At 34.5% G+C, this 25,725-nt stretch carries 21 protein-coding genes and 1 pseudogene; 20 read left to right on the top strand and 2 right to left on the bottom strand.

Annotation, left to right across the window (positions count from 1 at the left end):
• Positions 1-90: 90 nt before the first annotated feature.
• The 5 genes from FFX44_RS07045 (at position 91) to FFX44_RS07025 (ending at position 4,069) form a co-directional block, all read left to right on the top strand.
• Positions 91-222, top strand: a complete 132-nt coding sequence (locus FFX44_RS07045) for an SDR family NAD(P)-dependent oxidoreductase (RefSeq protein ID WP_289979244.1) — start codon at positions 91-93, stop codon at positions 220-222.
• Positions 222-842, top strand: a complete 621-nt coding sequence (locus tag FFX44_RS07040) for an SDR family oxidoreductase (protein ID WP_289979243.1) — start codon at positions 222-224, stop codon at positions 840-842. Before FFX44_RS07045 ends, FFX44_RS07040 begins: the two co-directional genes overlap by 1 nt.
• A gap of 209 nt (positions 843-1,051) precedes the next feature.
• Positions 1,052-2,035 carry an aldo/keto reductase gene (locus FFX44_RS07035; RefSeq protein ID WP_289979242.1) on the top strand — a complete coding sequence of 328 codons (984 nt, stop codon included), beginning with the start codon at positions 1,052-1,054 and terminating at the stop codon, positions 2,033-2,035.
• A gap of 40 nt (positions 2,036-2,075) precedes the next feature.
• Entirely contained in the window at positions 2,076-3,257 is a 1,182-nt protein-coding gene (locus tag FFX44_RS07030) for a cyclopropane-fatty-acyl-phospholipid synthase family protein (RefSeq protein ID WP_289979241.1), read from the top strand.
• Positions 3,258-3,310: 53 nt separating this feature from the next.
• Positions 3,311-4,069 carry a flavodoxin gene (locus tag FFX44_RS07025; protein WP_289979239.1) on the top strand — a complete coding sequence of 253 codons (759 nt, stop codon included), beginning with the start codon at positions 3,311-3,313 and terminating at the stop codon, positions 4,067-4,069.
• A gap of 459 nt (positions 4,070-4,528) precedes the next feature.
• Here the strand turns inward: FFX44_RS07025 and FFX44_RS07020 are convergent, their stop codons facing one another.
• Positions 4,529-5,413 (bottom strand): LysR family transcriptional regulator, encoded by an 885-nt coding sequence (locus FFX44_RS07020; RefSeq protein WP_289979238.1) that lies wholly within the window; start codon positions 5,411-5,413, stop codon positions 4,529-4,531.
• A gap of 175 nt (positions 5,414-5,588) precedes the next feature.
• Here FFX44_RS07020 and FFX44_RS07015 point away from each other — a divergent pair, with 175 nt between their 5' ends.
• The 6 genes and pseudogenes from FFX44_RS07015 to FFX44_RS06990 form a co-directional block, all read left to right on the top strand.
• Complete coding sequence (locus FFX44_RS07015; protein ID WP_289979237.1) at positions 5,589-6,629, top strand: zinc-binding dehydrogenase; 1,041 nt, start codon at positions 5,589-5,591, stop codon at positions 6,627-6,629.
• A gap of 162 nt (positions 6,630-6,791) precedes the next feature.
• Positions 6,792-7,235, top strand: a complete 444-nt coding sequence (locus FFX44_RS07010; RefSeq protein ID WP_289979386.1) for an alcohol dehydrogenase catalytic domain-containing protein — start codon at positions 6,792-6,794, stop codon at positions 7,233-7,235.
• A gap of 330 nt (positions 7,236-7,565) precedes the next feature.
• Positions 7,566-7,718 (top strand): hypothetical protein, encoded by a 153-nt coding sequence (locus tag FFX44_RS07005; RefSeq protein ID WP_289979236.1) that lies wholly within the window; start codon positions 7,566-7,568, stop codon positions 7,716-7,718.
• Between the two features lie 67 nt (positions 7,719-7,785).
• Positions 7,786-8,661, top strand: coding sequence for an alpha/beta hydrolase (locus FFX44_RS07000; RefSeq protein WP_289979234.1), 876 nt, complete (start codon positions 7,786-7,788; stop codon positions 8,659-8,661).
• A 157-nt stretch (positions 8,662-8,818) separates the two neighbouring features.
• Complete coding sequence (locus FFX44_RS06995) at positions 8,819-8,989, top strand: hypothetical protein (protein ID WP_289979233.1); 171 nt, start codon at positions 8,819-8,821, stop codon at positions 8,987-8,989.
• Between the two features lie 47 nt (positions 8,990-9,036).
• Positions 9,037-9,237: pseudogene (locus tag FFX44_RS06990) on the top strand (2,3-bisphosphoglycerate-dependent phosphoglycerate mutase); the annotation flags it as partial.
• A gap of 276 nt (positions 9,238-9,513) precedes the next feature.
• Here FFX44_RS06990 and FFX44_RS06985 read toward each other — a convergent pair.
• Positions 9,514-9,744, bottom strand: a complete 231-nt coding sequence (locus tag FFX44_RS06985; RefSeq protein WP_289979232.1) for a helix-turn-helix transcriptional regulator — start codon at positions 9,742-9,744, stop codon at positions 9,514-9,516.
• Positions 9,745-11,458: 1,714 nt separating this feature from the next.
• Between FFX44_RS06985 and FFX44_RS06980 the strand changes: the two genes are divergently transcribed.
• The 9 genes from FFX44_RS06980 (at position 11,459) to FFX44_RS06940 (ending at position 25,680) form a co-directional block, all read left to right on the top strand.
• Positions 11,459-12,841, top strand: coding sequence for a glycoside hydrolase family 1 protein (locus tag FFX44_RS06980; protein WP_289979230.1), 1,383 nt, complete (start codon positions 11,459-11,461; stop codon positions 12,839-12,841).
• Positions 12,841-14,274, top strand: coding sequence for a PTS transporter subunit EIIC (locus FFX44_RS06975; protein WP_289979229.1), 1,434 nt, complete (start codon positions 12,841-12,843; stop codon positions 14,272-14,274). The genes FFX44_RS06980 and FFX44_RS06975 overlap by 1 nt, the downstream gene beginning before the upstream one ends.
• Positions 14,275-14,308: 34 nt before the next feature.
• Positions 14,309-14,629: a PTS sugar transporter subunit IIB gene (locus FFX44_RS06970; RefSeq protein WP_289979228.1), complete on the top strand. Its 321-nt coding sequence runs from the start codon at positions 14,309-14,311 to the stop codon at positions 14,627-14,629.
• Positions 14,630-14,634: 5 nt separating this feature from the next.
• Positions 14,635-14,958 carry a PTS lactose/cellobiose transporter subunit IIA gene (locus FFX44_RS06965; protein ID WP_289979227.1) on the top strand — a complete coding sequence of 108 codons (324 nt, stop codon included), beginning with the start codon at positions 14,635-14,637 and terminating at the stop codon, positions 14,956-14,958.
• Between the two features lie 90 nt (positions 14,959-15,048).
• A complete protein-coding gene (locus FFX44_RS06960) occupies positions 15,049-16,479 on the top strand; it encodes a 6-phospho-beta-glucosidase (RefSeq protein WP_289979225.1) in 1,431 nt (476 codons plus the stop codon).
• A gap of 119 nt (positions 16,480-16,598) precedes the next feature.
• Positions 16,599-17,324 carry a GntR family transcriptional regulator gene (locus tag FFX44_RS06955; RefSeq protein WP_289979223.1) on the top strand — a complete coding sequence of 242 codons (726 nt, stop codon included), beginning with the start codon at positions 16,599-16,601 and terminating at the stop codon, positions 17,322-17,324.
• A gap of 434 nt (positions 17,325-17,758) precedes the next feature.
• On the top strand, positions 17,759-18,814 hold the full coding sequence (locus tag FFX44_RS06950; RefSeq protein ID WP_289979222.1) for a glycoside hydrolase domain-containing protein: 1,056 nt from the start codon (positions 17,759-17,761) through the stop codon (positions 18,812-18,814).
• 1,101 nt (positions 18,815-19,915) lie between these two features.
• Positions 19,916-21,754 carry an asparagine synthase (glutamine-hydrolyzing) gene (gene asnB, locus FFX44_RS06945; protein ID WP_289979220.1) on the top strand — a complete coding sequence of 613 codons (1,839 nt, stop codon included), beginning with the start codon at positions 19,916-19,918 and terminating at the stop codon, positions 21,752-21,754.
• 755 nt (positions 21,755-22,509) lie between these two features.
• Complete coding sequence (locus tag FFX44_RS06940) at positions 22,510-25,680, top strand: bacterial Ig-like domain-containing protein (RefSeq protein ID WP_289979218.1); 3,171 nt, start codon at positions 22,510-22,512, stop codon at positions 25,678-25,680.
• Positions 25,681-25,725 lie beyond the last annotated feature (45 nt).

Raw genomic sequence — 25,725 nt, 5'->3', positions numbered from 1 at the left:
AAAATAGTTCCTTTTAAAAATTAAAAAGTATATTTATTGTTGAATTAAGTGCTTAAAAACTATGTCAGCTAAGGAAAGGTGTTTAAAAAAATGGCAAAAAAATTAGCTAATAAAATTGTGGCTGTTACAGGGGGAGGTTCTGGAATAGGACGTGCAATTGCAGAACGATTTGCTCAAGAAGGGGCTTCTGTTATTATACTTGGTCGTCGTGAAAAAAATTAATGGAGGTTGCCGATACAAATAAAAATATATCATATTATGTAGCAGATCTTAGCAACAGTGAGGCAATAAAAAATGTTATACAAAAAATCAGTGTAAAATTCAATTCAAGAATAGACATATTAGTTAATAGTGCAGGATGGTGTCCTGTTAAATCAATTTCAGAAATGACAATTAAAGATTATGATATGGCTTTTGATATCGATGTGAGAGGACTAGTCGATATAACAATTCATTCGTTACCATTGTTGAAAAAGGCTAAGGGCGTCATCATTAATTTATCTAGTGCAGGGCTTCACAGAAAAGGTCCTAATTTATCAATGTATTTAGGAGCGAAAGCTGCTATTGAAGCATTCACTAAGGTCTGGGCATTAGAGCTTGCTTCTAGTGAAATGAGAGTTAATGCGATTACACCAGGTGCAATAAAAACTCCTATTTGGACGAAAGCTGGGCTCTCAGATGAAGAAGCAAGAAATCATGAACAGGCAACGGCTAGTAGTATTCCTGTAAAGCGTATGGGAAATGCTAATGAAGTTGCAAATGTTGCTCTTTTTCTTGCTTCTGAAGAGGCTAGTTATGTCACTGGTGCGATTTACAGTGTTGATGGGGGCATGAGTATTTAATATTTAATCACTTCGTAAAAAATATTTATCTTTTAATCAAGGTTCGGATCCTTCTGATGCTATACGTCCGATTACTCATGTTGTAGAACATCTTTCTAATACATTTCAAATGAACTTTATTGGTGAAGCAACCATTGGTGAACAAGTTGCAAATTTGCACGACAAATTATTTCAGAATAGTCAATAGTTAGTGAAGGGAGATTTAGGTTATGCAAAAACGTATTTTAGGAAAAGAAGGTTTAGAAGTTGACGCACTTGGACTAGGCTGCATGGGCATGAGTTTCGGTTATGGTGATGCAAGAAGTACTAAAGAAATGATATATTTGCTCCAACAAGCGGTTGAACTCAAGGAAACTTTTTTTGATACAGCTGAAGTGTATGGTCCCTTTATAAATGAGGAATTGTTGGGAAAGGCACTAAAACCTTATAAGGACAAGGTCACGATAGCAACTAAATGTGGTATTAGAATAGAAAATGGGAAACAAGTCGTAGATGCTAATTTAATGGGTATTCGTAAATCATTAGAAGGATCTTTAAAACGTCTCAAAAGAGAGACGATTGACCTTTATTTTCTTCATCGGGTAGATCCTAAGGTCCCAATTGAGGAAGTTGCCCAACTTATGGGACAGTTAAAAAAAGAAGGAAAAATTAAACACTGGGGCCTCTCTGAAGCTGGAGTAGAAACAATAAAGAAAGCACATAATGTTGAACCACTAACTGCAGTGGAGAGCGAGTATTCGTTGTGGACTAGAGAACCCGAAGATGAACTGCTTCCCTTGCTAGAAAAACTAGGTATCGGTTTTATTCCTTTCAGTCCACTTGGCAAAGGATATCTAACTGGGAAAATTAATGCTGAAACTATTTTTTCAAAAAATGATTTACGTACTAAATTACCTCGCTTTACTGAAAAAGCAATTAAAAAAAATAAAGCTTTGGTGGACTTAATCAAAATTTTTGCAAAAGAAAAGAATGCTACACCGGCTCAAATTGCTTTGGCATGGATTTTAGCGCAAAAGACGTGGATAGTTCCAATTCCAGGGACTACTAAATTAAGTCGTTTAAAAGAAAATCTACAGGCTGTGAACATTAAATTCGATCAAGCGGAATTAATTCAACTTAATGAGCTATCACGAGAAATTAAAATAGTTGGAAATCGATATACAGCAGAACTACAAAAAAGAGCTGGAAAATAGAAAAAATAAATCATTCAATTATGAGACAGAAGGGAAAACAATGTTAGAAAAAAATATCTATCGAAAGTTACTAAGCCATGCGTTTGATATACCAGTGTCAGTTACTTATTGGGATAACAAAGTTGAAGTGTATGGTGTTGGAGAACCTGTTATTAAAGTTCGTCTTAAGAGAAAACTTCCATTACAGGAGTTAACAGATCAGCCAACATTGGTACTTGGAGAAGCTTATATGGATGGAGATATTCAAATTGAAGGAAGCATTCAGAAACTGATTGCCTCTGCCTATCGTCAATCTGAAAGTTTCTTAACAAAGAACTCGTTTTTAAAATATTTACCCAAAATGTCACACTCAGAGCGAGCTAGTCAACGCGATATCAAAAGTCATTACGATATCGGTAACGATTTTTATCGTCTGTGGCTTGATGAGACTATGACTTATTCTTGTGCATATTACAAAAGTGATGATGATAGTTTGAAAGAGGCACAATTGAACAAAGATCGGTATATTTTACAGAAATTGGCAACTAACCCTGGGAAAAAGCTTTTAGATATTGGAAGTGGTTGGGGAACATTATTATTTATGGCTGCCGAAGAATTTGATTTGCATGCAACTGGAATTACACTAAGCCAAGAACAGTATGACTATACAAAACAACAAATTGAAAGTCGTCATTTACAAAATAAAGTGACAGTTCTACTGGAAGATTATCGTGAATTAAAAGGTAACTTTGATTATATAACTTCTGTTGGAATGTTTGAACATGTGGGAAAAGAAAATCTCGGTCTGTATTTTAAAAAGGTACAGGAACTTTTGGCTCCTGAAGGACGAGCATTAATTCACGGAATTACAGGACAACATATGGGTGCTGGTGTAGATCCATTTATTAGTAAATATATATTTCCAGGTGGTTACATTCCAAATATAGCAGAAAATCTAAAACATATTATGGATGCTAATTTACAATTTACTGATATTGAACCACTAAGATTCCATTATCAAAGAACTCTCGAAACGTGGTATCAAAATTATGTCAGGGTTGAGCAGCAAGTAATTGAAAAATATGGAGAAAGATTTGATCGAATGTGGTCTTTATATTTACAAGCTTGTGCAGCTTCATTCGAAGTTGGCAATATCGATGTTGTTCAATACTTATTGGTAAAGACAACAGATAAATCCATATTACCAAGAACGAGAGGTTATATGTATCAAACGAACAAATAGTGAATTTATATTGTACCTCAACCATCTGTTTCTGAAAGTGAGGTTATTAAAAGATGAGGAAAAGAAAGATAGTTATGTTAATAATAGTTATTTTCCTTATTTTAGGAATTGGGGGAACAATGATATTGCGTCACACAACTAACACAGCAGTTGATAAGCAAATTGCCGGAAGAATTAGTGGACAACCAATTTCCGCTCCACAATTGGGAAAAACAGATAGTTTATGGAGAAATGGCGCTGGAACAAAGTCTGACGGTAAGGATACTAATAGCAAAAATAAACCAACAAGAAAGATTACCAAAAATGCTCGCAGTATAATTATTTATTTCTCACGTTCAGGCAGCACTGAGTTGCTTGCTAGCAAAATTGCTGAAAGAACCCATGCTGACATTTTAGAAATTGTTGTAAAAGATTCATATGCTGCAAATTACCAGAGAACACTTTCAAGAGCCAATTCTGAACGTGAAAATCAAGATTACCCCAAACTTGATATGAAAGTACCAAGTCTAAACCAATATAAAACGATCTACCTAGGCTACCCCATCTGGGCTATGACCTTGGCCCATCCAATGATATCTTTTTTAAATAGTTATGGTAAGACATTTTCAAATAAAAGGATTGCTCCGTTCATGACACAAGGTGGTTATGGGCAAGGTAATAGTGTTCAGCGTATTCAGAAAATTCTCCGTAATCAAGGATCAAGAAATAACACATTTACGCGATCATTGATTGTAGATGGGAATAAAGTTGATCAGGCTGATAAGCGTGTAACTCGCTGGACGGAACAAATTACCGATAATAACAACAATTGAATCATCTGAGTGTGCAATTTTCTATCAGACCACTTGGTTGACCTATTAGAGTCATTCGATATTGTTCCTACAATTAATCAAATTGAACTTCATTCATTTTATCAGCGCAACTTCTTACGCGAACTGATGACTAAGTATCGTATTGTGACGATGGTATGGACATCATTTGCGGAAGGATAGAAGAATCTGTTCACTAATCCCTATCCTCATTGGTCAGCAATATGAAAAACACCCACACAAGTCACACTGCGGTGATTATGCCAAAATGATATTATTGCAATTCCTAAGTCAGCAGCTCACTTAAACCGTATACAGCAAAACTTTACTGTGGGTCACTTTAATTTGTCTCCAAATGATGTAGAAAAGATAGTTACCTTTGATATGGGCAATCCCTTGATTCTAAATGTTGAGTCTTGTGATGAAACATATCGATTACATCATATTAACTTTGAGCAATAATTACTGATTATCATTTGACAATAATTTTTTAAGTGTTTCTAAGAAAGCATTAGCAGCTGCGGACAGTGGATTTAGCTTTGACCAAATCAAACTTGCGTGCGCTTCAAGGCATGGTGTTAAGGGTAAAAATATTAAATCAGTATTGGCAGTATTTATAATACCTGATAAACAAATAACGGTTCCTACACCAATTGAGGCCATAACTGATGCATTATAAAGCAAATTGTAAGTGGAGACAGGAGCAAGTGTTATATTGCTACTCCCCAACCAATCTGCCAAAATATTTTGAGTTCCTTGTTGTTGAGGCATAATCAAGTTCTGATTACGCAAATCTTCAGCAGTTATTGTTGACTTTTGAGCTAATGGGGAATCCTTTTTAATGAGTACACCCCAAGTAGTGATTCCAGGTAGATTAAGAAAATGATAATTGGTTTTATCAGTCGGGTTCATGACGACACCAAAATCAAAAATTCCATTTTTTAGTCGGTGATGAACATCATCGGCATCAGTGCTATAAATATTCGCGGTTACTTTTGGTTCAATAGTTGTCAAAATTTTAATTGTCTCTGCGATTGTCGTTATCATAGGTGCTTCGGCGCTGCCAATCATAATACTTCCACTAATCTCTGCGGTTTGTTGAATGTTGATTATCGTCTTGTCAGCAAGTGCAATGATTTGGCGTGCTTGATTTGCAAAATAGTTTCCAGCCGGTGTTAGTTCAATTGAACGACTACCACGTTCAAGCAATGTTACGCCTAATTCTGCTTCAAGATCCTTAATTTGACGAGAGATTGTAGTTTGCGAAATATGTAGTTTGTTTGCAGCCTTAGAAATATTTCGTTCATTAACGACTGTTATAAAGTAACGAAGGACACGAAGTTCCATGTAAACTATTTTCTATAGCATTCATTATAAGCATTAGACAGAAATGCTTATAATGAACTATTCTTAGCTTAAGAGTAAATAAACTGGTTGAATTTAAAAACCAGTAATAAACAATAGAATTCATGATGATACATTGTTGTTGAAATTAATAAAGATTCAAGGAGGAATATATATAATGAAAGATACAATTTTTTTGAAGCCCGGCCAAGTAGTTATTGAAGACGTTGATATGCCTAAAATTCAAGCATTAGATGATGTTATCATACGTGTTGTTCGTGCCTGCGTTTGTGGTTCTGATTTATGGGGATATCGCGGTCAAGATCAAATGGCTCCCCATTCTCAAAATACAGGACATGAGGCGATTGGCGTTGTCGAGCAAGTTGGTGAGGCTATTACTACACTGATACCGGGTGACTTCGTAATTGCACCATTTACCCATGGCTGTGGTCACTGTGCTGCCTGTCGAGCTGGATTTGAAGGTGGTTGCTTAAACCATGAAGATAACTTTAGTGCTGGCTCTCAAGCCCAGTATATGCGTTATCAACACGGTGAATGGTCACTAATCAAAATTCCTGGAAAACCAGAAAACTATAGTGAAGAAATGTTAAAGTCTTTGCTTACGTTAGCTGATGTTATGGCAACTGGTTATCATGCTGCCAGAGTTGCGAATGTTAAACCTGGTGATACAGTTGTGGTTGTTGGTGATGGTGCAGTTGGCCTATGCGGAATTATATCTGCAAAAATGCGCGGTGCTAAGCGAATTATTGCAATGAGTCGACATGAAGATCGACAAAAACTAGCTACCGATTTCGGTGCCACAGACATTGTTGCTGAACGTGGTAATGCCGGTGTAGAAAAAGTTATGGCATTAACCAATGGTGAAGGTGCTGATGCGGTTCTTGAATGTGTTGGCACAGAGCAATCGGTGGATACTGCGATTAAATCAGGAAGACCAGGTGCTACAATTGGTCGCGTAGGGGTACCACACAACCCAGAAATGGATCTGACACCCGTATTCTTCCGTAATACAATAATTGCTGGTGGACCAGCATCAGTCACGACTTACGATAAAAAGATATTATTAGAGGCTGTGCTTAAGGGAGAAATTCATCCAGGTAAAGTCTTTACCAAGACCTTTAAACTTGATGATATCAATGCTGCATATCAAGCAATGGATAAGCGAGAAGCTATTAAGTCTTATGTAGTTGTTGATTAAGTTAATTTAGAAAAGCTATATAGAAACGGGGGACTTGAGCAAATGGAAAAGGTAAAAGCTTTAGAAGCAACGGGATCAGATTTTAGTACATTTCGCCACACTGTTATTCAAAGGCGACGATTGCGTCCAGATGATGTTGAGATTGACATCAAGTAATGTGGTATCTGTCATTCAGATATCTCGCAAGTGGAAATGATTAATCAAACTCGTCAACCACTAGTTCCTGGACATGAAATTACGGGAATTGTTAGGTCAGTAGGGAAATCCGTAACAAAATTTAAAGTGGGTGATCGGGTTGGAGTTGGATGCTTTGTTGATTCCTGTGGTGAATGTCAATATTGTAGATCTGGTCAGGAACAATTTTGCGAAAGGGGAGTTGTCTCAGTCTTTGTTGGTAAGGATTATGATGGCAGTCAGCGACAAGGGGGCTATTCTCAATCAATTGTTGTTAAAGACCGGTTTGTTTTAAGTATTCCAGATAATCTAGATTTAGCAGAAGCCAGTCCTTTATTGTGTGCAGGAATCACAACCTATAATCCGCTCAAACGTTATGGTATTGGTCATGGCTCCAAGGCTGCCATAATTGGTCTGGGCGGTCTGACATGACATATTGCAGTTCAATTTGCATCTAAACTCGGTGCTGATGTAACCGTACTGGGGCACTCAGAAAGTAAGCAACACGAAGCAGAACAATTTGGAGCAGCCAGTTATGAAATTTTACGAGCAACCGAAAATTTTGATTGATTAAGTAATCAATTTGATTTCATCTTAAACACTACTGCAGTGAAACTAAATATTGACAATTACCTCAATCTTTTAACGGTTAACGGTATATTTTGCTATGTTGGTTTATCCACAGACAAACAAGAATTTCACATTATAGGTATGTTTCTTAAACAAGAAACCATTACTGTATCTAAAGTTGGAGGCATTGTTATGACACAAGAAATGTTGGACTTTGCAGCTGCTAATAATGTTAAACCCAAGATTGAAATGGTTGGAATTGACGACGTACCTAATGCTTATAAACGAATACTAAATAGTGATGTTCATTATCGTTTTGTCATTGACATGGCAACACTTAAGTAAACCAAAGTAGCATTTGATATGAGATGATTGGCTATTAAATTACCATTTGGGGAGATGAGTTTAAGAAATGGCCCTTTTAAAAAGACATCATATATCTTGGGCTTTCATTGGAATAGTTACAATTCTTCTTTTGTTGATTGGTCTTTCAATCAAATTTTTTGCTTGGGGACGACCGACTAATCAAATCAGCGACCGTTCTGAAAGTATTCCAACTCTTTATATGCATGGATATGGTGCGGGTGCTCGTTCAAGCAATGGCATGATAGCTTATGCTTCAAACCATCAAGGAGCCAAGAAGGTATTAACAGCTAGGATAGATTCTTCTGGGCACGTGACCTTAAGTGGCGACTGGCCTAAGGGAACACGACACCCTTTAATACAGGTCCTTCAAATGGACAATACCTATTATAACTATCATGTGACCAGTAAATGGTTTTATAATTTGATTATTTTACTTCAGCGTCGCTATCATATTCGTCGCTATAATACCGTATCGCATTCGATGGGAAATATAACAACTATGTTTTACCAAGTCAAATATGGACATAACATCAAGCTTCCTAAGTTAAATAAACAAGTCAATCTTGCAGGTCATTTTGATGGCATTATTGGTATTGATGATAAAGTCAACCGTAACTATTTTCTTCAAGATGGTAAGCCACGATATATAAACAGCTACTATAAGTATCTTCTTCATCACAGGAACGGTTATCCCAGTGGAGTCAAAATTCTTAATATTTTCGGTAATTTAGAAAATGGATCAAATTCTGATGGCGATGTGACAAATATTTCAGCTCGGTCGCTCAAATACCTTTTGCGTGATAAATATATGAGCTATCAAGAGATTGAGATTAAAGGAAAAGGCGGTCAGCATAGTCAGTTACATGAGAATTCACAAGTAGATCGTTATATTGGCCATTTTCTGTGGGGGAGTAACCAGTGATTTATTTTTACACAATTAAGCAGATTAAAAAAACATCTAGGTGAGGAATACTAATGTTTTTACTTAAAGATTAAGTTACATTGGTTACTGATATAGGATTAGCAACCGCAAATTTTTACTGAATGAAACGAAATAGTAGGTGGCATATTTTGGACGAATGGTAGAATCGTTAGATGCTTGGAACCACGTTAGTAACAGAAATTCTTGGTGTGTCGTAGGTATCCAAAATGTCAATTGGATTCATGGTAAGACCGTTCATTTAGCTGAATCTCGTCAGGATTATCTTGCAGAAATTGATAATTACTTATCTAAAAAGAGCAATGAATAGCTAGGTATGAATTTAAAAGAGCAATAAACCCATGAAATTTACAGAAATGGGAAGACGAAATTGCTCCTAAGTTACTTGAAGGCAAGAACGTCATCATCGCAGCACATGGTAACTCATTACGTGCCCTTACAAAATACATTGAAGACATCTCAGATGCAGACATCATGGATGTTGAAATGGCAACAGGTCAACCAGTTGTTTATGACTTGGATGAAAAGTTGAACATTGTAAGTAAAGAAAAGCTTTAATAACAATCGATAATAAATTAAAAGCCATGGCTTCCCTCAAAGGGCCATGGCTTTTTGCTTACTGATTTTTATTGGGAAGATTCAGTGAATATTGTTACTTTTTGTTACGCTAGATTGCTTTAAGTTGGCAATAACTGACAAAAAACGAAATATACCCTGATAACCCGAACAGCCCAAAGAAATTTTACATAACAGTAATAAAAGAGAGAGAAAATGACGTATTTAATCTTATTTATTTAATTAAGTTACGGTCTATATTCTTTATTCTAACCTTTCTCAGGGCTTTGTCAGGCCAAAATAATTTTTGAGTAACCAATCTGATTTGTAGAATAGTTCATCAACCCTAGTATCAAATATCTTAGTTAATTTGAAAGCGAGTTCTAAGGAAGGTGAATATTTTTGCTTTTCAATAGCATTAATCGTCTGTCTAGAAACATTACAGGCCTCTGCTAACTTTTGTCGAGACCATCTTCTTAGTACTCGTTGCTCGTATATATTGTTCTTCAAAATTATAAATACTTCCTTTTATTGATGAAATAGCTAATCATATAAAGGATTAGACTTAACCCAATATAAAAGATTGGATCCCATCTAGAATAATTAGACAACTCAGAATCAAAGAGATTACCTAAAGCAGAAAATGTAATTGATTTAGTTCTAATTAAAAACTCCAATTCTTCAACCTTTTTCTGGCTGATTGTTTTTTTACCTACAAAGAAGGAAAGTATTCCTATTACTAAAATTCCTACTATTGCAAATAATGTTTAATTTTTAATATTTTAATCTGTTCGGATATTAGCTAACTGTCTCCGAAATCTTATTTAGCAAAGATTCTAAGCTTTCATGAAATATCACAAGTCATCAAGAAACGTTCCATAATATTTATTCTAACGTTAATTTTACTAGTTGCAGCAGTTGTTCACACTGCAAGGCTTATCGTAATTGGAAAGCAGATACTATCTTGAAAAACATAATTTTAGAAAACCGTTTAAAGGTTGTGCGAGCAGAAAAAAACCTATTCTTTGAAGAGGGCACAGTAACAATAAGTCAGGTTTGGAGGTGCCTCGAAAAAAAGTTGGGGAAACAAAGACTGTTAATGATCATAGAACAATTCCTTTGCCACCAGAGTATTAGGAAGAATAAAAGTTTTTTTGGAAGTAGTAAAGTTACTGGTTCGATGGGCTCAAATAAAGATAGACTTATTTTTCAAATGTATTCTAGCCCTCCCACAATTAATCCAGCTTTCAAAATTCTTCAGAACAAACTAGATATTCAAGTCATGAAGTAGCAACTACCTGTTACTTGGGTCTTGTTCCAGATGCGGCATTTAATTGAATAAAAAGTTGGCTTTATTATCCGAGTATGAGCATTTGCCCAATATAATGGATGAGTTATATGATATAGAGGTCGCAAAATTTAATATATTGCTTTTTATCTATGGGTCGAATTTATATGACATCATGAAATAATTGACGATTATTTCTGATATTAATTGATTTTCTTTTTTTATCAACTTGATAGTTTGATAACAGTATTGTTTTGATTGAAGTTTTTCTGTTAAGCCAATGTAAAAGGTGCCACAGTTTAAAATACGGATCAGTTTACCTTCTTCAACAGAATCACATACTAGGTTAATTTGCATTGGATATACTTTTTGAAATCAAAACTATATATTTTATCTGTTGAAAATAATTTCATTATGTATTGGTTCTAGCATACGATTAATAGTCCTTATTATGAATTATTTTCCTAGAATTCAAAGTATTGGTAAAAAATAAAAAATCCTCTTTGTTGATGGTAGATATTGACATGTTTAACCGTAACGTTATCCGTATGATAAACATTTGCTAATGTCTTTAAAGCCCAATATTTGTTCATTTTTTGATATATATTTTTTTGCTTGCTTGACGTTAAGGTAATATTCTCTGTTGTAGCGCCTAGTGTACATAATTTGTAGAACTTAAAGATATATAGAATCTGGAAGTATAGATAGTTATTTAATATAGACAGCAAATAGTAGAAAGTATAAGAAACAGAAGGTAATATAAAGAATTAATTTTTGACAAAAAAATAGCAAAGATTCTTTTTTAGAATTAGTCCTCTTTTCAAAAGACTATACTTTTAAAAAGATAAATATTGACATTTAAAAAAAGGAGAGATATAATTCATTTATTCCTAGGAATTGGAAGCGGTTAATCAAAGCATAAGGGGATGAATAAGGTTGCCTAAAAAGCGAAAAATGCCAACAAATTTTTTCTGGGGGAATTCGATTTCTAGCATGCAAACTGAAGGGGCCTGGAATATAGATGGTAAGGGCAAATCTGTTTATGATATTCGGGAAGCGACTGATAGTACGAGCGATTGGAAAGTTGCAATTGATGAATATCATCGGTACAAAGAGGATTTAGATTTAATGAAAGAGATGCATTTTAATATGTATCGAATTCAGGTATCTTGGTCAAGATGTAATCCAACAGGTGATGGTGCATTCAATGATGCGGGTTTTGCATTTTACGATAAGTTAGTTGATGGAATGCTAGAAAGAGGAATTACACCGATGATTTGTTTGTATCACTTTGATATGCCATTAGCTTTAGCGAGAAAAGAGAATGGATTCATATCGAGGAAGGTTATGGCTGCTTTTGTAAGATTTGCAGAAAAAGTAATAGAACATTTTGCGGATAGAGTCAAGTATTGGATAACTTTTAATGAGCATAATTTATACTTTCAAAAAGAAGTTTTTCGTATTTCTGGATATTTGAAAGGTAAGAAAACAGTTTCAGAAATGTATAAAATTTTTCATCACACAATATTAGCGCATGCGAGGATTGATGAATATATTCATAAAAATTATCCGAATTTGTTATTGGGTGGAATGTTAGCGTATACAGAAACTTATCCAGCGACATCTAAACCGAGTGATGTTTTTGCAGCAAGAAAAATTCAAGAGTTTTCGAACAATAATTTATACGATGCCTTTGCGGAAGGACATTATTCTAATGAAGTCTTGCATTTTATCGAACAAAATGAAATTGATAGTGATTTTCAAACAGAAGATAAGGAAATTATTTCAAAGATGCATGCAGATTTTTTAGCTTTTAGCTATTATCGAACAGATGTGATTAATGCTGATAAGATTCCGCAGGATGCAGTACCTAACGAATTTTTGAGCTATGGTGGAGAAGCGAATCGATTCTTAGTGACAAACGATTGGGATTGGGCTATTGACCCACTAGGATTTAGAAATACGATTACAAAAATTTATAATCGCTACCATCTTCCTGTTTTTCCAATCGAAAATGGAATCGGATTACGAGAACATTGGGATGGGAAAAATATGATAGAAGATAATCAGCGAATCAAATATCATCAAGATCATATTAGTGCTATGAAAGATGCAATGTTTATTGATGGAGCTGAGGTTATGGGTTATCTGGGTTGGGGATTAATTGATATTCCAAGTTCACATGGGGATATCGAAAAGAGATATGGTGTAGTTTATGTAGATAGGTCAAATCATGATTTGAAAGAATTAAGACGTGTGCCTAAAAAATCATTTTATTGGTTTAAATCAATTCTTGAAAAAAATGGAGATGAATTATAATGGCAGAAAATAAATTTGGAAATTTTATAAATAAAAAGATGTTACCACCAATAATGAAATTCGTTAATACAAAACCGATTACAGCTTTAAAAGATGGTATGGTGTATGCTTTACCATTTATCATTATTGGGTCAATTTTTCTGATCTTATCTAATGTTCCAATTACTTCAGTGTCAGATGCTTTAAAAGCATCTGGCTGGTCAGCCTTCTTTACACAGGCATATACGACATCTTTTGGATTTATTTCAATTTGGGCAGCAGTCGGTATTGCATATGTTTATGTTAGAAATGAGGGATATGAAGCTCTTCCAGCGGGATTAACATCATTATCATCGTTTCTTTTATTGCAATTTTTACAGGTTAATAATCCTCTTACAAGTGCAATGGGCAAATCTGGTGCAGGGATTACAGATGCAGCTGGAAAGGTTATTTATACGGGATCTCAATTAAGTTCTCATATTGATAAGTTACCACATGCTATTCAAACATATTTAACATCACCAGTTACAGGTGTAATTAATACAACTTGGCTTGGTGGTCAAGGAATGATTGCCGCAATAATTATTGGTATTTTGGTGGGATGGTCATACTCTGCAATGATGCGTGCAGGTTGGAAAATTACTCTACCAGAACAGGTTCCAGCAAATGTTGCTAACCAGTTTACAGCAATGATTCCAGCAGGTATCATCCTCATTACCTCAATGCTTCTATATGCGTTCTTTAAGGGTGTAATGAACACAGATATTTTGCAGTTGATTTACAAAATGTTACAAGCGCCACTTCAAGGCTTGTCAGATTCACTTGGCGGAGCATTAATAATTGCTTTCTTAGTACCCTTCTTCTGGTTCTTTGGTGTTCATGGAGGATTAATTATGGGTGCAATTACAAGTGGTCTATTAATCCCTAATACATTTGATAATGCAAATCTATATCAGCATAATGAACTTTCATTAGCAAATGGGGCGCATATTGTTACAAATGAATTTTATAATAACTTTATTAATTTAACTGGTTCGGGCATCACAATTGGTCTGGTAGTGTTCACTCTATATGCTGCTAAATCGGTTCAATTAAAATCAATTGGTAAAATTGAGTTTATACCAGCGCTATTCAATATAAATGAGCCGTTTTTATTTGGATTACCACTTGTCATGAATCCTTTCTTAGCAATTCCATTCTTTTTGACACCTGTAATTGTTGCTTTAACAACATATCTGGTAATATATTTTGGAATTGTTCCTCCACTGAATGGGGTTGCAGCTCCTTGGACAACGCCACCAATTATTTCAGGTTTCTTAATAGGTGGGTGGAAAATGGCAGTTTGGCAAGCAGTCGTGCTTGTAATGTCTACTGGTATTTACTTCCCATTTGCAAAGAAATATGATAACTATTTGTTAGCACAAGAACAGGAAAAAGCGGCTAAAGGTGAATAAAAATTAATTTTAATTAAAAGGATGGGTGATTAGAATGGCAGAAAAAATAATTATGCTTGCGTGTTCAGCAGGAATGTCTACATCATTACTAGTATCAAAAATGCAAAATGCAGCAAAAAAGAACGGTAAAAACTATGAAATATTTGCAAAATCAACAGCAGATATTGATCAAACATTCAAGGTGAACAAACCTGATGTTCTTTTATTGGGACCACAAGTAGCCTATATGAAAGATATTGTTCAAAAGAAAGCTGATGAAGCCAAAGTTCCAATGGATGTTATCAAAATGGCTGACTATGGAATGATGAATGGGGCAAATGTTTTGAAATTTGCTGAAGAATTGATGACGAGGTAGATTAAATGAACTCAGATAATATGGAAGTAATCATGGGATTAATTATGGAAGGAGGCAATGCTAAAGGGTTTGCGGTACAAGCCATTAGAGCTGCAAAGGAATATGATTTTGCAATGGCTAAAGATTTTCTAGCTAAGTCGAATGAATCTTTAAGCAAAGCACATAATGTGCAAACAGATATGTTAACTAAAGAAGCACAAGGGCAACATACTGAAGTTAATTTGTATATGGTTCATGCACAGGATCATTTGATGACCGCAATTACCTTTAAGGATTTAGCGCAAGAAATAGTTGAACTTTATGAAAAATTAGATAACCAAAACAGATAGTTTCAAAAAAGGGATGAAGACTCAGTTTGAAATGTGATATTCATTCCTTTTTGATATCAGAATAATTTAAGAGATGAGGAGAAATTTAAGATGAGTATACTAAAAGATGGTTTTTTATGGGGCGGAGCAGTTGCTGCACATCAATTTGAGGGTGGTTGGCAAGAAGGAGGCAAGGGGATTTCTGTAGCTGATGTTATGACTGCGGGATCTGCAACGGAAAATCGAACAATTACGGAGGGGGTAATTAAAGGTAAAAATTATCCTAATCATGATGCAATCGATTTTTATCATAACTATAAGGAAGATATTGGACTGTTTGCTAAAATGGGATTTAAATGTTTTAGAACATCCATTGCATGGACACGAATTTTTCCACAAGGAGATGAAAAAGAACCTAATGAGGAGGGATTAAAGTTTTATGATAACCTTTTTGATGAATGTCTAAAATATAATATTCAACCCATTGTAACATTATCTCACTTTGAATTACCCTATTACTTAATAGAAACATATGGTGGTTGGCGTAATCGTAAGCTTATTGATTTTTTTGTAAGGTTTGCCGACGTTTGTTTTGAACGTTACCAAGGTAAAGTTAAGTATTGGATGACGTTTAACGAAATTAATAATCAAACTGGCTATAATAATGAATTTTGCTTATTTACTAATTCTGGAATTAAAGTTAAATTTGGAGAAGATTCTGAACGAGAAATGTATCAAGCCGCTCATTATGAATTAGTAGCTAGCGCAATAGCAGTTGAACATGCACATAAAATCAATAAAGAGTTGCAAGTTGGATGTATGATTGCGATGGTACCGCTATATCCACTTGATTCTAAACCAGCTAATATTATGATGGCAGAAAAGGCAATGCAAAAAAGATATTGGTTTGCCGATGTTCATGTTCATGGAAAATATCCAACATTTATGAAATCTTTTTTAACAAAAAAAGGATTCATTCAAGATATTACACATGAGGACTTAGTTAATTTAAAAAAAGGAACAGTGGACTATTTAGGATTTAGTTATTATATGTCCAAGACAGTAAAAGCAAGTAAAGATAATCCTGAATATAACTACGATGATATTTCAAATGATATTCAAAATCCTTTTTTGAAAGCATCTGAATGGGGTTGGTCAGTTGATCCTGAAGGATTACGCTATGGAATGAATTGGTTTAATGATCGGTTCCATTTACCACAATTCATTGTGGAGAATGGTTTTGGTTCAAGAGATGTGCTTGAGAATGGGAAAATACATGATGATTATCGTATTGATTACTTGAAGCAACATATTATTGAAATGAAGAAAGCAGTAGATGAAGATGGCATTGATTTAATAGGATACACACCATGGGCAGCAATTGATGTTGTGTCAGCTGGGACTGGACAAATGGAAAAACGTTATGGATTTATATACGTTGACAAAGATGATCAGGGTGTGGGAAGCTTGAGTAGACTACCAAAGGATTCTTTTTATTGGTATCAAAAAGTTATTAGAAGTAACGGACAAAAATTGGACTAAATAATTGTGTTTTGCAATTTATTTGTGAGTAACATGGTATTATCATAATGAAGCTGAAATGGTTGGTGATTTTTATCAAACACAGGTTTAAAATTGAGTAGACAGGAATGATCTTTATTATGGCAACAAAAGCAAAATATCTATTGATTGAGGAAGAAATCAGAAAAAGGATTTTAAATGGAATTTACCCTGCACGTGAATTAATGCCAGATCAAAATACGCTTGCTCAGGAGTTCAATGTTAGTAGAATGACGATTAAGCAAGCCTTAGATAGGCTTGCAAGTTTAGGGCTAATTTATAAGCAATCAGGATTGGGGACACTTGTTTTAGGTAATATCCCAATAAAGGCTGCGGAAGATTCACCTGCTAACGCATTTGATGGTCTAACAGAACAACAAGGTGCAGAAAAAATTCAGAGTAAGATTATTGTTTTTGATGTGAAATTTCCCTCTGAAGATATCCAAAAAAAATTAGATATTCAAAAAGACTGCCCTGTTTACGAAATTGTGCGGTTACGCATACTAGAGGGAGACCCATTAATATTGGAGCATACCTATATGCCAGTGGAGTTGGTTCCCGGATTAAATGAGAAAATTTTGGAATCTTCTGTATATGAATATCTTCATCAAAATTTAAAACTAAAATTTGGTGGAGCATACCGTAAGATTAGAGCTGGAGTTCCTGATAAGTTTGATAAAAAATATTTAAATGCTCGCGATACAGATCCAATGCTAGAACTTGAAGAGATTATCTGGTTGAATAATGGTAAAAATATAGAATATTCTGCAAGTCGTAATCGTTATGATAAGAGAAGTTATACAGTTATTGATGTGAACGATTTTTAAGAAGATGAGGTGGATCAAAAAGCTGAATTTTACGCTAGGCCCTATATAAATATGGTTCATAAAAAAATTCTGGCTATTTGTCAAGCATCTTAAAGTAAGAGGTAAGATCATCAATAACGGAGGCATCAAATTTCGAGTGTAAAATTCTGCTGATGCATAAATAATTTTATGCGGAACCTAGAAGTTATACTGCTTCGGGTTCTTTTTTTACTTGATTTTATGTGCATTTGATTAAATTTGATGTGGAAAATTAAGTGATAATAGTTTCTGAGAACAAAGGCAATCATTTGAGTCTTGCAATGGGGCTTGTATGTAAATAGTAAAGCATATACAGGTGCGTTTGATGGTGTCTATGATTTGCAGCAGTCAAGGAATTTGAGGAAACAAGGGCATTAGATTCTACAGATGGAACCAGTACAGGCGTAGATATCTTTATGAGTTTATTGACTTCAGCGGGTAATTCAGATCGTTCAGCAATCGCTTGTGATACCTCATATCAATTAAATGCAACAAGAGTGGCTACTTTAAAAAATGCGGGTTACAGCATTGTTGGTCGTTATTTAACAGGAACTGTAGGTTCAGGTACTAGTGAACGAGCAAAAAATCTAACGACAGATGAAATTACCGCTATTACTACTGGAGGATTAAAGATTTTTCCAATCTATCAAGATGGGTCTTCAGATAAAGAAGCATACTTTACGGCAGCCCAAGGTAAAACTGACGGGACAAAAGCAGTATATGCCGCACAAGATTTAGGATTTAAAGAAGGAGTAGTTATCTATTTTGCAGTTGATGCGGATATCCAGGCTGGAGATATAGCAGGATCAGCAAAGATTAATACAATTATTGACGCTTTAAGTCAGCAGAAAGATTTTTTATATTTAAGTGGTTTAAAGATTGAGAAGACAAGTAAAGAATACAAAATTCCGGGTTTTGCTGTTGACTTTTACGTACAGGTTAAATTTGAAGCATCAGTTTCAGAGCCAGGTGATAATGTTGGTGTAGTTTATAACGTGTCAAATGGTAAGTTTGAGTCAGACTTTACGGATACCATAGCCGGAGTTGTGGCATTAAGTGATGAGATAAATAAAGGGGATATCAATTCAACATTGACAAAATTGTCCTCTTTAATCAACAACGGTCAGATTTGGGTAGAGCCGGTTACCAAGGGCAGCGATGCAGGAATAGCTTTGCATATTAAATCAACTTTTGATCATACACTCGACAGTGGGGAAACAATTGAACTAGAGTATGAAATAATTATTGATGAGATATTCCATAAGATTGAAGTTGTGCCGACAGGTGTTCCAAGTTCTACAGTAAATGATTATAATAATCAGCTTACAGGTGAAGTTGAACAATTCGCCAAGTTTGCGTTAATTTCAGTTATTGTAGTAGGAGGAATATATATCACGATAGCAACTGCGGGAACGACGGCTGAAGAAGTTAGTGCATCAATTGTAGCACTGGTTAAAGTAATAATGGCCTAAAGGTAACCTAGGACCACGTTAGACAAATTAGGGTAATATTTAGAAATTCAAAGGCATATAAAGTAGCAAACACTTTTTTTTGAATTAGAGGAGAAATCGAATAATCAAATTTCTGAATTAACAAAGAAATGTCGTTGTTTATTTGATAACCACTGTCTACAAAATTTCTTTCCAAACTAAAAAATTCCTTGTGCTTTATTAAATAAAAAATGTATATAGTCAAACAAAGGATACAACTAAGGAAGAAAATAAGTAACACATTCATTAATAGGCCGTGAACAGGAAACAATAAAAGCAACATGATTGCTGGAATCATGTTTACAATAATTATTGGTAATAATAGTTTCGCTGGATTGTACAATTTTCTTGCTAATTTATGTAATTTTAACGAAATTGATGATGATTCCTTTGTAGCAAAGGAATCATCATTTTCTTTATATATATTTAATAAATGGTTAAAAATAGCTATTTGTTTTTTTAAGGCCTTTTGTGTATTAATTAGTCGAAACAAAAATATTAAAAAAATGATAGTACAAATAATTGCACTGGCTAATAGCAATAGATCTAATTGATTGATATTCAATAAAAACACTCCCCTATTTCATTTATACTCAGTATACCAAATAAAATAGGTCTACAAAATCAACACTTCTTCTGTTAAGTATTATTATTCAATTTAAGCAGATTTTCAGCTTTAATAGCGGTAATCAAAAATGAGAAAAATTAAAAAAAGAAACCAATAATGATAATGCGAGATTCATAAAAATTGAAGAAAGCAAGACAGAAAATGTAATTTTTTTAATTAGTGGTAAAATTTTTTGGTCGTATTGGATAGTCAGATTAACAATATTGGAGTTTTTTAGAAGCACTGGATTTTTATTTTTTATCTGTGAATGTAAATTAATACTTTTTCTTTCGTCGTTTGTAAAATTAAGTTAGAAATAAAAAAGCAGGTGATGTAATTAAGGTAAGAAACAGTAAATATTTTCAAAAACTAATAAAGTAATAAGGTTTTGTTCAGAAACTAAATTAAATGGAATTTGAAAAAAAAAAAGTTATAATTTACTAGGTTGGGGAAATGATCAAAAAAAGGGGTGTACTATGTGTGGCTTTGTAGGGCTTTTGACAAAGAGTATGGGGAAAAACGAGATAAAGTATAAACAGATTAACGACATGAATAACATGATTATTCATAGAGGACCAGACGATGAAGGATATTTTCAAGACAAAAATATCACCATGGGTTTTAGGCGTTTAAGCATAGTGGATATAAAAAATGGACATCAGCCAATGGCATATGATAACGAAAGATTTTGGTTGACTTTCAATGGAGAAATATATAATTACATTGAGCTGCGCAGGCAACTAGAGCAGGAAGGTTATGCTTTTAAAACTGACACAGACTCAGAAGTTGTTTTAGCCATGTATTCTAAATATTCTGAAAAATGTGTTTCTTTTTTTCGAGGTATGTTTGCTTTTGTTATTTGGGATAGTGTTGCAAAAAAGTTATTTGCAGCACGTGATCATTTTGGAATCAAGCCTTTTTATTATTCAATTAGTGAGGGGAATTTTTATTATGCTTCTGAAAATAAGGCAATTTATAAAATATTACAGAAAAAATCTTTAAATGAAAATGCATTACAGGATTATATGACATATCAGTATGTTCCTGAGAATGAAACGATGTATGAAAATGTAGAATCATTGCAACCAGGTTATTCACTTAGTATTGAACCAGGAGGAGAACCCAAAGTTGAACGGTATTTCTATGCAGAATTTGAACCAATTAAGTTATCTGAAAGAGAGTATGAAAAACAGATACGGGATTGTTTAGTTGATTCAGTCGAAAAACATATGCGTGCAGACGTTCCTGTAGGGTCTTTTTTATCGGGTGGAATTGACTCTGCAATTATTGTTTCCTTAGCAAAGCAATTCAATTCTCAGCTAGAAACATTTTCTGTTGGTTTTGAGCAAGAAGGTTATAGTGAATTAGATGTTGCAAAAAAGACAGCCGCACAATTGGGTGTAAAAAATACAAGCTACATTATCAATCCAGAGGAATTTATGCAAGAATTTCCACATTTTGTATGGAGTATGGATGATCCTTTAGCAGATCCGGCAGCTATTCCACAATATTTTGTTGCGCGTGAAGCAAGAAAGAAGGTAAAAGTTGCTCTAACAGGTGAGGGGGCTGATGAATTTTTTGGCGGATACAGAATGTATCATGAACCACTTTCATTAAAATTTTTTGAACATACCAAAAGAATTAATAAGATGTTGAATCAAATAGCGCATCTACTTCCTGAAGGAGTAAGGGGGCGTAACTTTATTTTACGAGGAACGACACCGTTAGAGGAACGTTATGCCGGAAATGCATTCATTTTTAATGAAAAACAGAAAAATAAATTTTTTAAAAATTATAATTGTAATCATACATTTCAACTTTTTACTAAGTCGTTGTATCAAGATGCATCCAAAAATGATGCGGTTAGCAAAATGCAGTTTATTGATGTTCATACGTGGCTTAGTGGTGATTTATTGCATAATGCAGATAGAACAACAATGGCACATAGTTTAGAGTTGCGGACACCATTTGTTGATAAAGATGTTTTTGAAGTTGCTAGACATATTCCATCAGAGTATAAAATTTCTCATGGAACAACTAAATATATTTTGAGAAAGGCAGTTAAAGGATTAGTACCTAGCCATGTGTTGGAGCGAAGAAAATTAGGTTTTCCAGTTCCCATTAGAGTTTGGTTGCGTGCTGAAATGTATGAGTGGGCACGGGATATTATTAAAAAATCACAGACAGATAAATATTTTGATAAAAATTATTTTTTGAATTTATTGGAGGAACATCGTAGGAAAAGAAAAGATAATTCAAGAAAAATTTGGACTATTCTTACTTTTATGGTGTGGTATCAAGTATATGGTGAGTAAAGAAATATTTGTGATTCAAGTGAACTGCAGTTTGTAGACATCTAAATTTTTGAATGAGAGCTCTACCTTATGTGATAACTTTTTATGATATGCATTGTAATTAATAACATAGAATGAATTATAAATTTCAAAAATAGTAAAAGTCATGGATTCCTGTAAAGGACCCATGACTTTTTTACGCAGTATAAGTTGAAAAAACATCTAAAGACTTCTAGTTGATTCAGAGTGAGGTAGGTCTAGGATACTTTTTGAATTTAAGATAGTATCAATTTTACAAACCAAATTTTAGTCGGACTTTACAGATACGATAGCAAGATAAGTAAAGAGGACATCAATTCATCATTAACGGAACTGTCCTCTTTAACCAATAACGATCAAATTTGGTTAGGACCGATTATCAAAGTTAGTGATGCGAGTGTGTATATGCATATTGAATCAATATTTGGTCACATCCATTTGATAGTGGTGAAACAATTGAACTAGAGTATGAAATAACAACTGCTAAGCTTTGAATTCAGTGCATAACTTGTTTAAGGAATTCAAGACAAAGAATGCAATGTGCAATGTACCGATAAGACGGGTAGCGATGAATAAAATAGTAAAATGAATTGATTTTCATCATAAGTAGGTCATTAAGCACAAGAGAGCTTTTTTAAGCACAAAAAAGGTCTACTTTGCTTATAGAAAGCGTTTACACAAAAATGTAATAATGATATAGTAAAAAAGTTATTAAGAAGGGGGACTAATGATTTCTAATGAATAGAAAGTTGAATGAAAAAGAGCATTATAAGATGTATAAGCAGGGTAAAAACTGGGTCTTCTCCATCGCTTTTATTAGTGGGGGACTACTTCTCTCTAATTATCGGGTCAGTGTCGTTAAAGGCGATACGGTGTCAACTGCCTTAAGTGAAAGCAGTCAGACGAGTTCTGATGATGCCAGCAATGCAATATCAACAAGTAGTAGTGCAGCAACAACAAGTGATACCAGCAATGCAATATCAACAAGTAGTAGTGCAGCAACAACAAGTGATACCAGCAATGCAACATCAGCAAGTAGTAGTGCAGCAACAACAAGTGATACCAGCAATGCAACATCAACAAGTAGTAGTACAACAACGAGTGATACCAGCAATGCAACGACAACAAATAGCGTTGCTGCAACAACAAGTAGCACTTCAGGAACTGATAGTATTGCAACAAATGAACAGTATGATGAGGAATACAGAAATCAATTTCATTATTCACCATTTGAGAATTGGATGAATGATCCAAATGGGTTATTTTACGATAGTACCACGGGTTTGTACAACCTTTATTATCAATATAATCCTGATGGCAACGAGTGGGGGAATATGTCTTGGGGTCATGCAGTAAGTAAAGACATGATTAACTGGACTCAAGAAGATGTTGCAATTCCAGTTTTAACCAATCAGTCGTGGGAAGATTTTACTTATACCAATACCACGGGAGATTTGGCTCAATATGGCGAAGTCCGTTATGTTGGTACGCCAACAACTAATTGGGGAGATTCCAACGGAGAAAAAGATATTTTCAGTGGAAGTATTATTGTTGATACTAACAATGTAAGCGGTTTAGGAAAGGGAGTGATATTAGCTTTCTATACTGCAGATTACCAAATCGCTACACGAAAAAATGATGGTCAAGATGGCGGCTGGGGAACTTGGATTGGTTTAACAGAAATTCAAGAACAGCATCTTGCATATAGCTTAGATGGTGGTAAAACATTTATTCAGTATTCTCCAGATGGAAATTCAGCTAATCCTCAAGCGATAATCCCAATTACGGCATCTAAAGGTGGAGATTCGGCCAATTTTAGAGATCCGAATGTTGTATATGATGCTCAAAATAAACAATACTTAATGACGGTAGTTTCGGGTCAGGAAGCTTTGATATATAGGTCGACGAACTTACTTGATTGGGAATATGTATCTACCATTCAGCGGCAAAATGATGTTGACGATGGAGTTTGGGAATGCCCAGCATTAATCCCAATGACGGTTTCTGGAACAAATGAAGTTAAGTGGATTTTCAGTGTTAGTGTGCAGAAGGGAGCTCATGCAACTGGCTCAGGAATGCAGTATTATGTTGGAACTGTTGATGCCAATGGTAATTGGATCCCAGAAAGTTCAACTACTATGGCAAATCCAATGACATTTGATTCTGGAGAGGATTTTTATGCAGGAATAACCTTCGCAAACATGAGTAATAACCGTACCGTTATGCTTGGCTGGGAATCGAATTGGACATACACAGGAGAATCTCAGACGACACCTTGGTATGGGAATATGACACTTCCAAGAGAATTAACTTTGGTAAAGGACGCAAACGCGACGGATGGATATTTACTGAAAAATAATGTTATATCTGAAATAGAAAATAATGAGAATGCTAATGTTATTAGTAATAGTGATGCTTCATCTACTCTTAACAGTGAAGAAAAAAAGCTGACTAATGGAGGAACGACTTATAAAATCAGTGCCACATTTTCTTGGGACACTGAAAATCCACCTAAAACAGTAGGCTTTAAATTGAGAATATCTGATGATGGAAAATATTATATGACAGTTGGTTATGATTTAACAACTCATCTTTTCTTTGTGCAACGGTTAAACACTGGTGAATCAAATATGGGATCTCCAAGAGATAACATGAATGCTTACGTTGACACAAGCAATGGTACCATCACGTTAACAGTTTATGTTGATGAAACAAGTATTGAGGCATTCGCAAATGATGGAGAAAAATCAATTACTCAGAACTTCTTTATGCGTCCAGAAAATATTGGTAATCAAAATACAACTGGCATAGCACTATTTTCAGAGGGTGGAAGTGCCAATGTCGAGAACCTGTCTTTAAATCCCATCGAAAGTATTTGGAATAATAGTGCAAAGGTCAATGTTAAGTATGTTGATGTTGATGGAAATAACTTGTTGGATTCAAAACAATACACTGGAAAAATAGGTGATAACTATGATATTACTGCTTCTGCAATAGATGGCTATTATTTAGCAAAAACTGAAACAGAAAATAAAAACGATAGTAGTGTATATACTGCACAAGATCAAAGCATTGTTTATGTATATGCAAAAATTCAAACTGCATTAAACGTAAAAGACAGCACGATACCAGCGGGACCAAAGACAAGTTGGAGTGCCGCAGATAACTTTGTCAGTGCAACAGATGCTGAAGGTAACCAGGTAGCGCTAAAAAATGTAACAGTTAGTGGTAATGTTGATACAACAAAGGCTGGCAGTTACAAGATAACATATAGTTACACAGATAGTCAGGGTAATACAGTGACTAAAGATGCAATCATTACAGTTGTGGCAAGTCAGTCAAGCATTAAAGCTAAAGACAGCACAATAACAGCGGGATCAAAGACAAGTTGGAGTGCGGCAGATAACTTTGTCAGTGCGACAGATGCTGAGGGTAACCAAGTAGCGCTAAAAAATGTAACAGTTAGTGGTAGTGTCGATACGACAAAAGCTGGCAGTTACAAGGTAACATACAGTTATACAGATAGTCAGGGTAATACAATCTCACAAACGATAAGTGTAACTGTAATTGCAGAAAATTCCCAAAAACCTACTGGCAATTCAGGATCTGGTACTAATGAAAACAGCGAAGTTAATGATAATAATGTAAAAAATAATTCAAATGAATTTGATAATTTGAGCTTTACTGATAAAATGCATGGAAGTACAAAAGTAGTTAATAATAAGATTAAGACAACTCAAAATTCTAGAACAAAGAAAATAAATCTAGGCGTTGCAAATAATAAATCTCGAAATGAATTACCACAGACAGGAGAAAAAAATGAAAGTATAATAACGATTTGGGGTGTACTGCTAGCGCTTTTAGGCAGCATTGGCGCAATGGTTGGTATAAAAAAGAGTAGAAACTAATTTTAAAAATTGATTTAATTTAGTTTTTGTTTACAAAAATAATAG

The sequence above is a fragment of the Lactobacillus sp. UCMA15818 genome (genome assembly GCF_030400225.1).
In the GTDB taxonomy this organism is placed as follows: Bacteria; Bacillota; Bacilli; order Lactobacillales; family Lactobacillaceae; genus Liquorilactobacillus.
The sequence above is the reverse complement of the archived record's forward strand: the minus strand, read 5'-3'. Positions and strand labels throughout refer to the sequence as shown.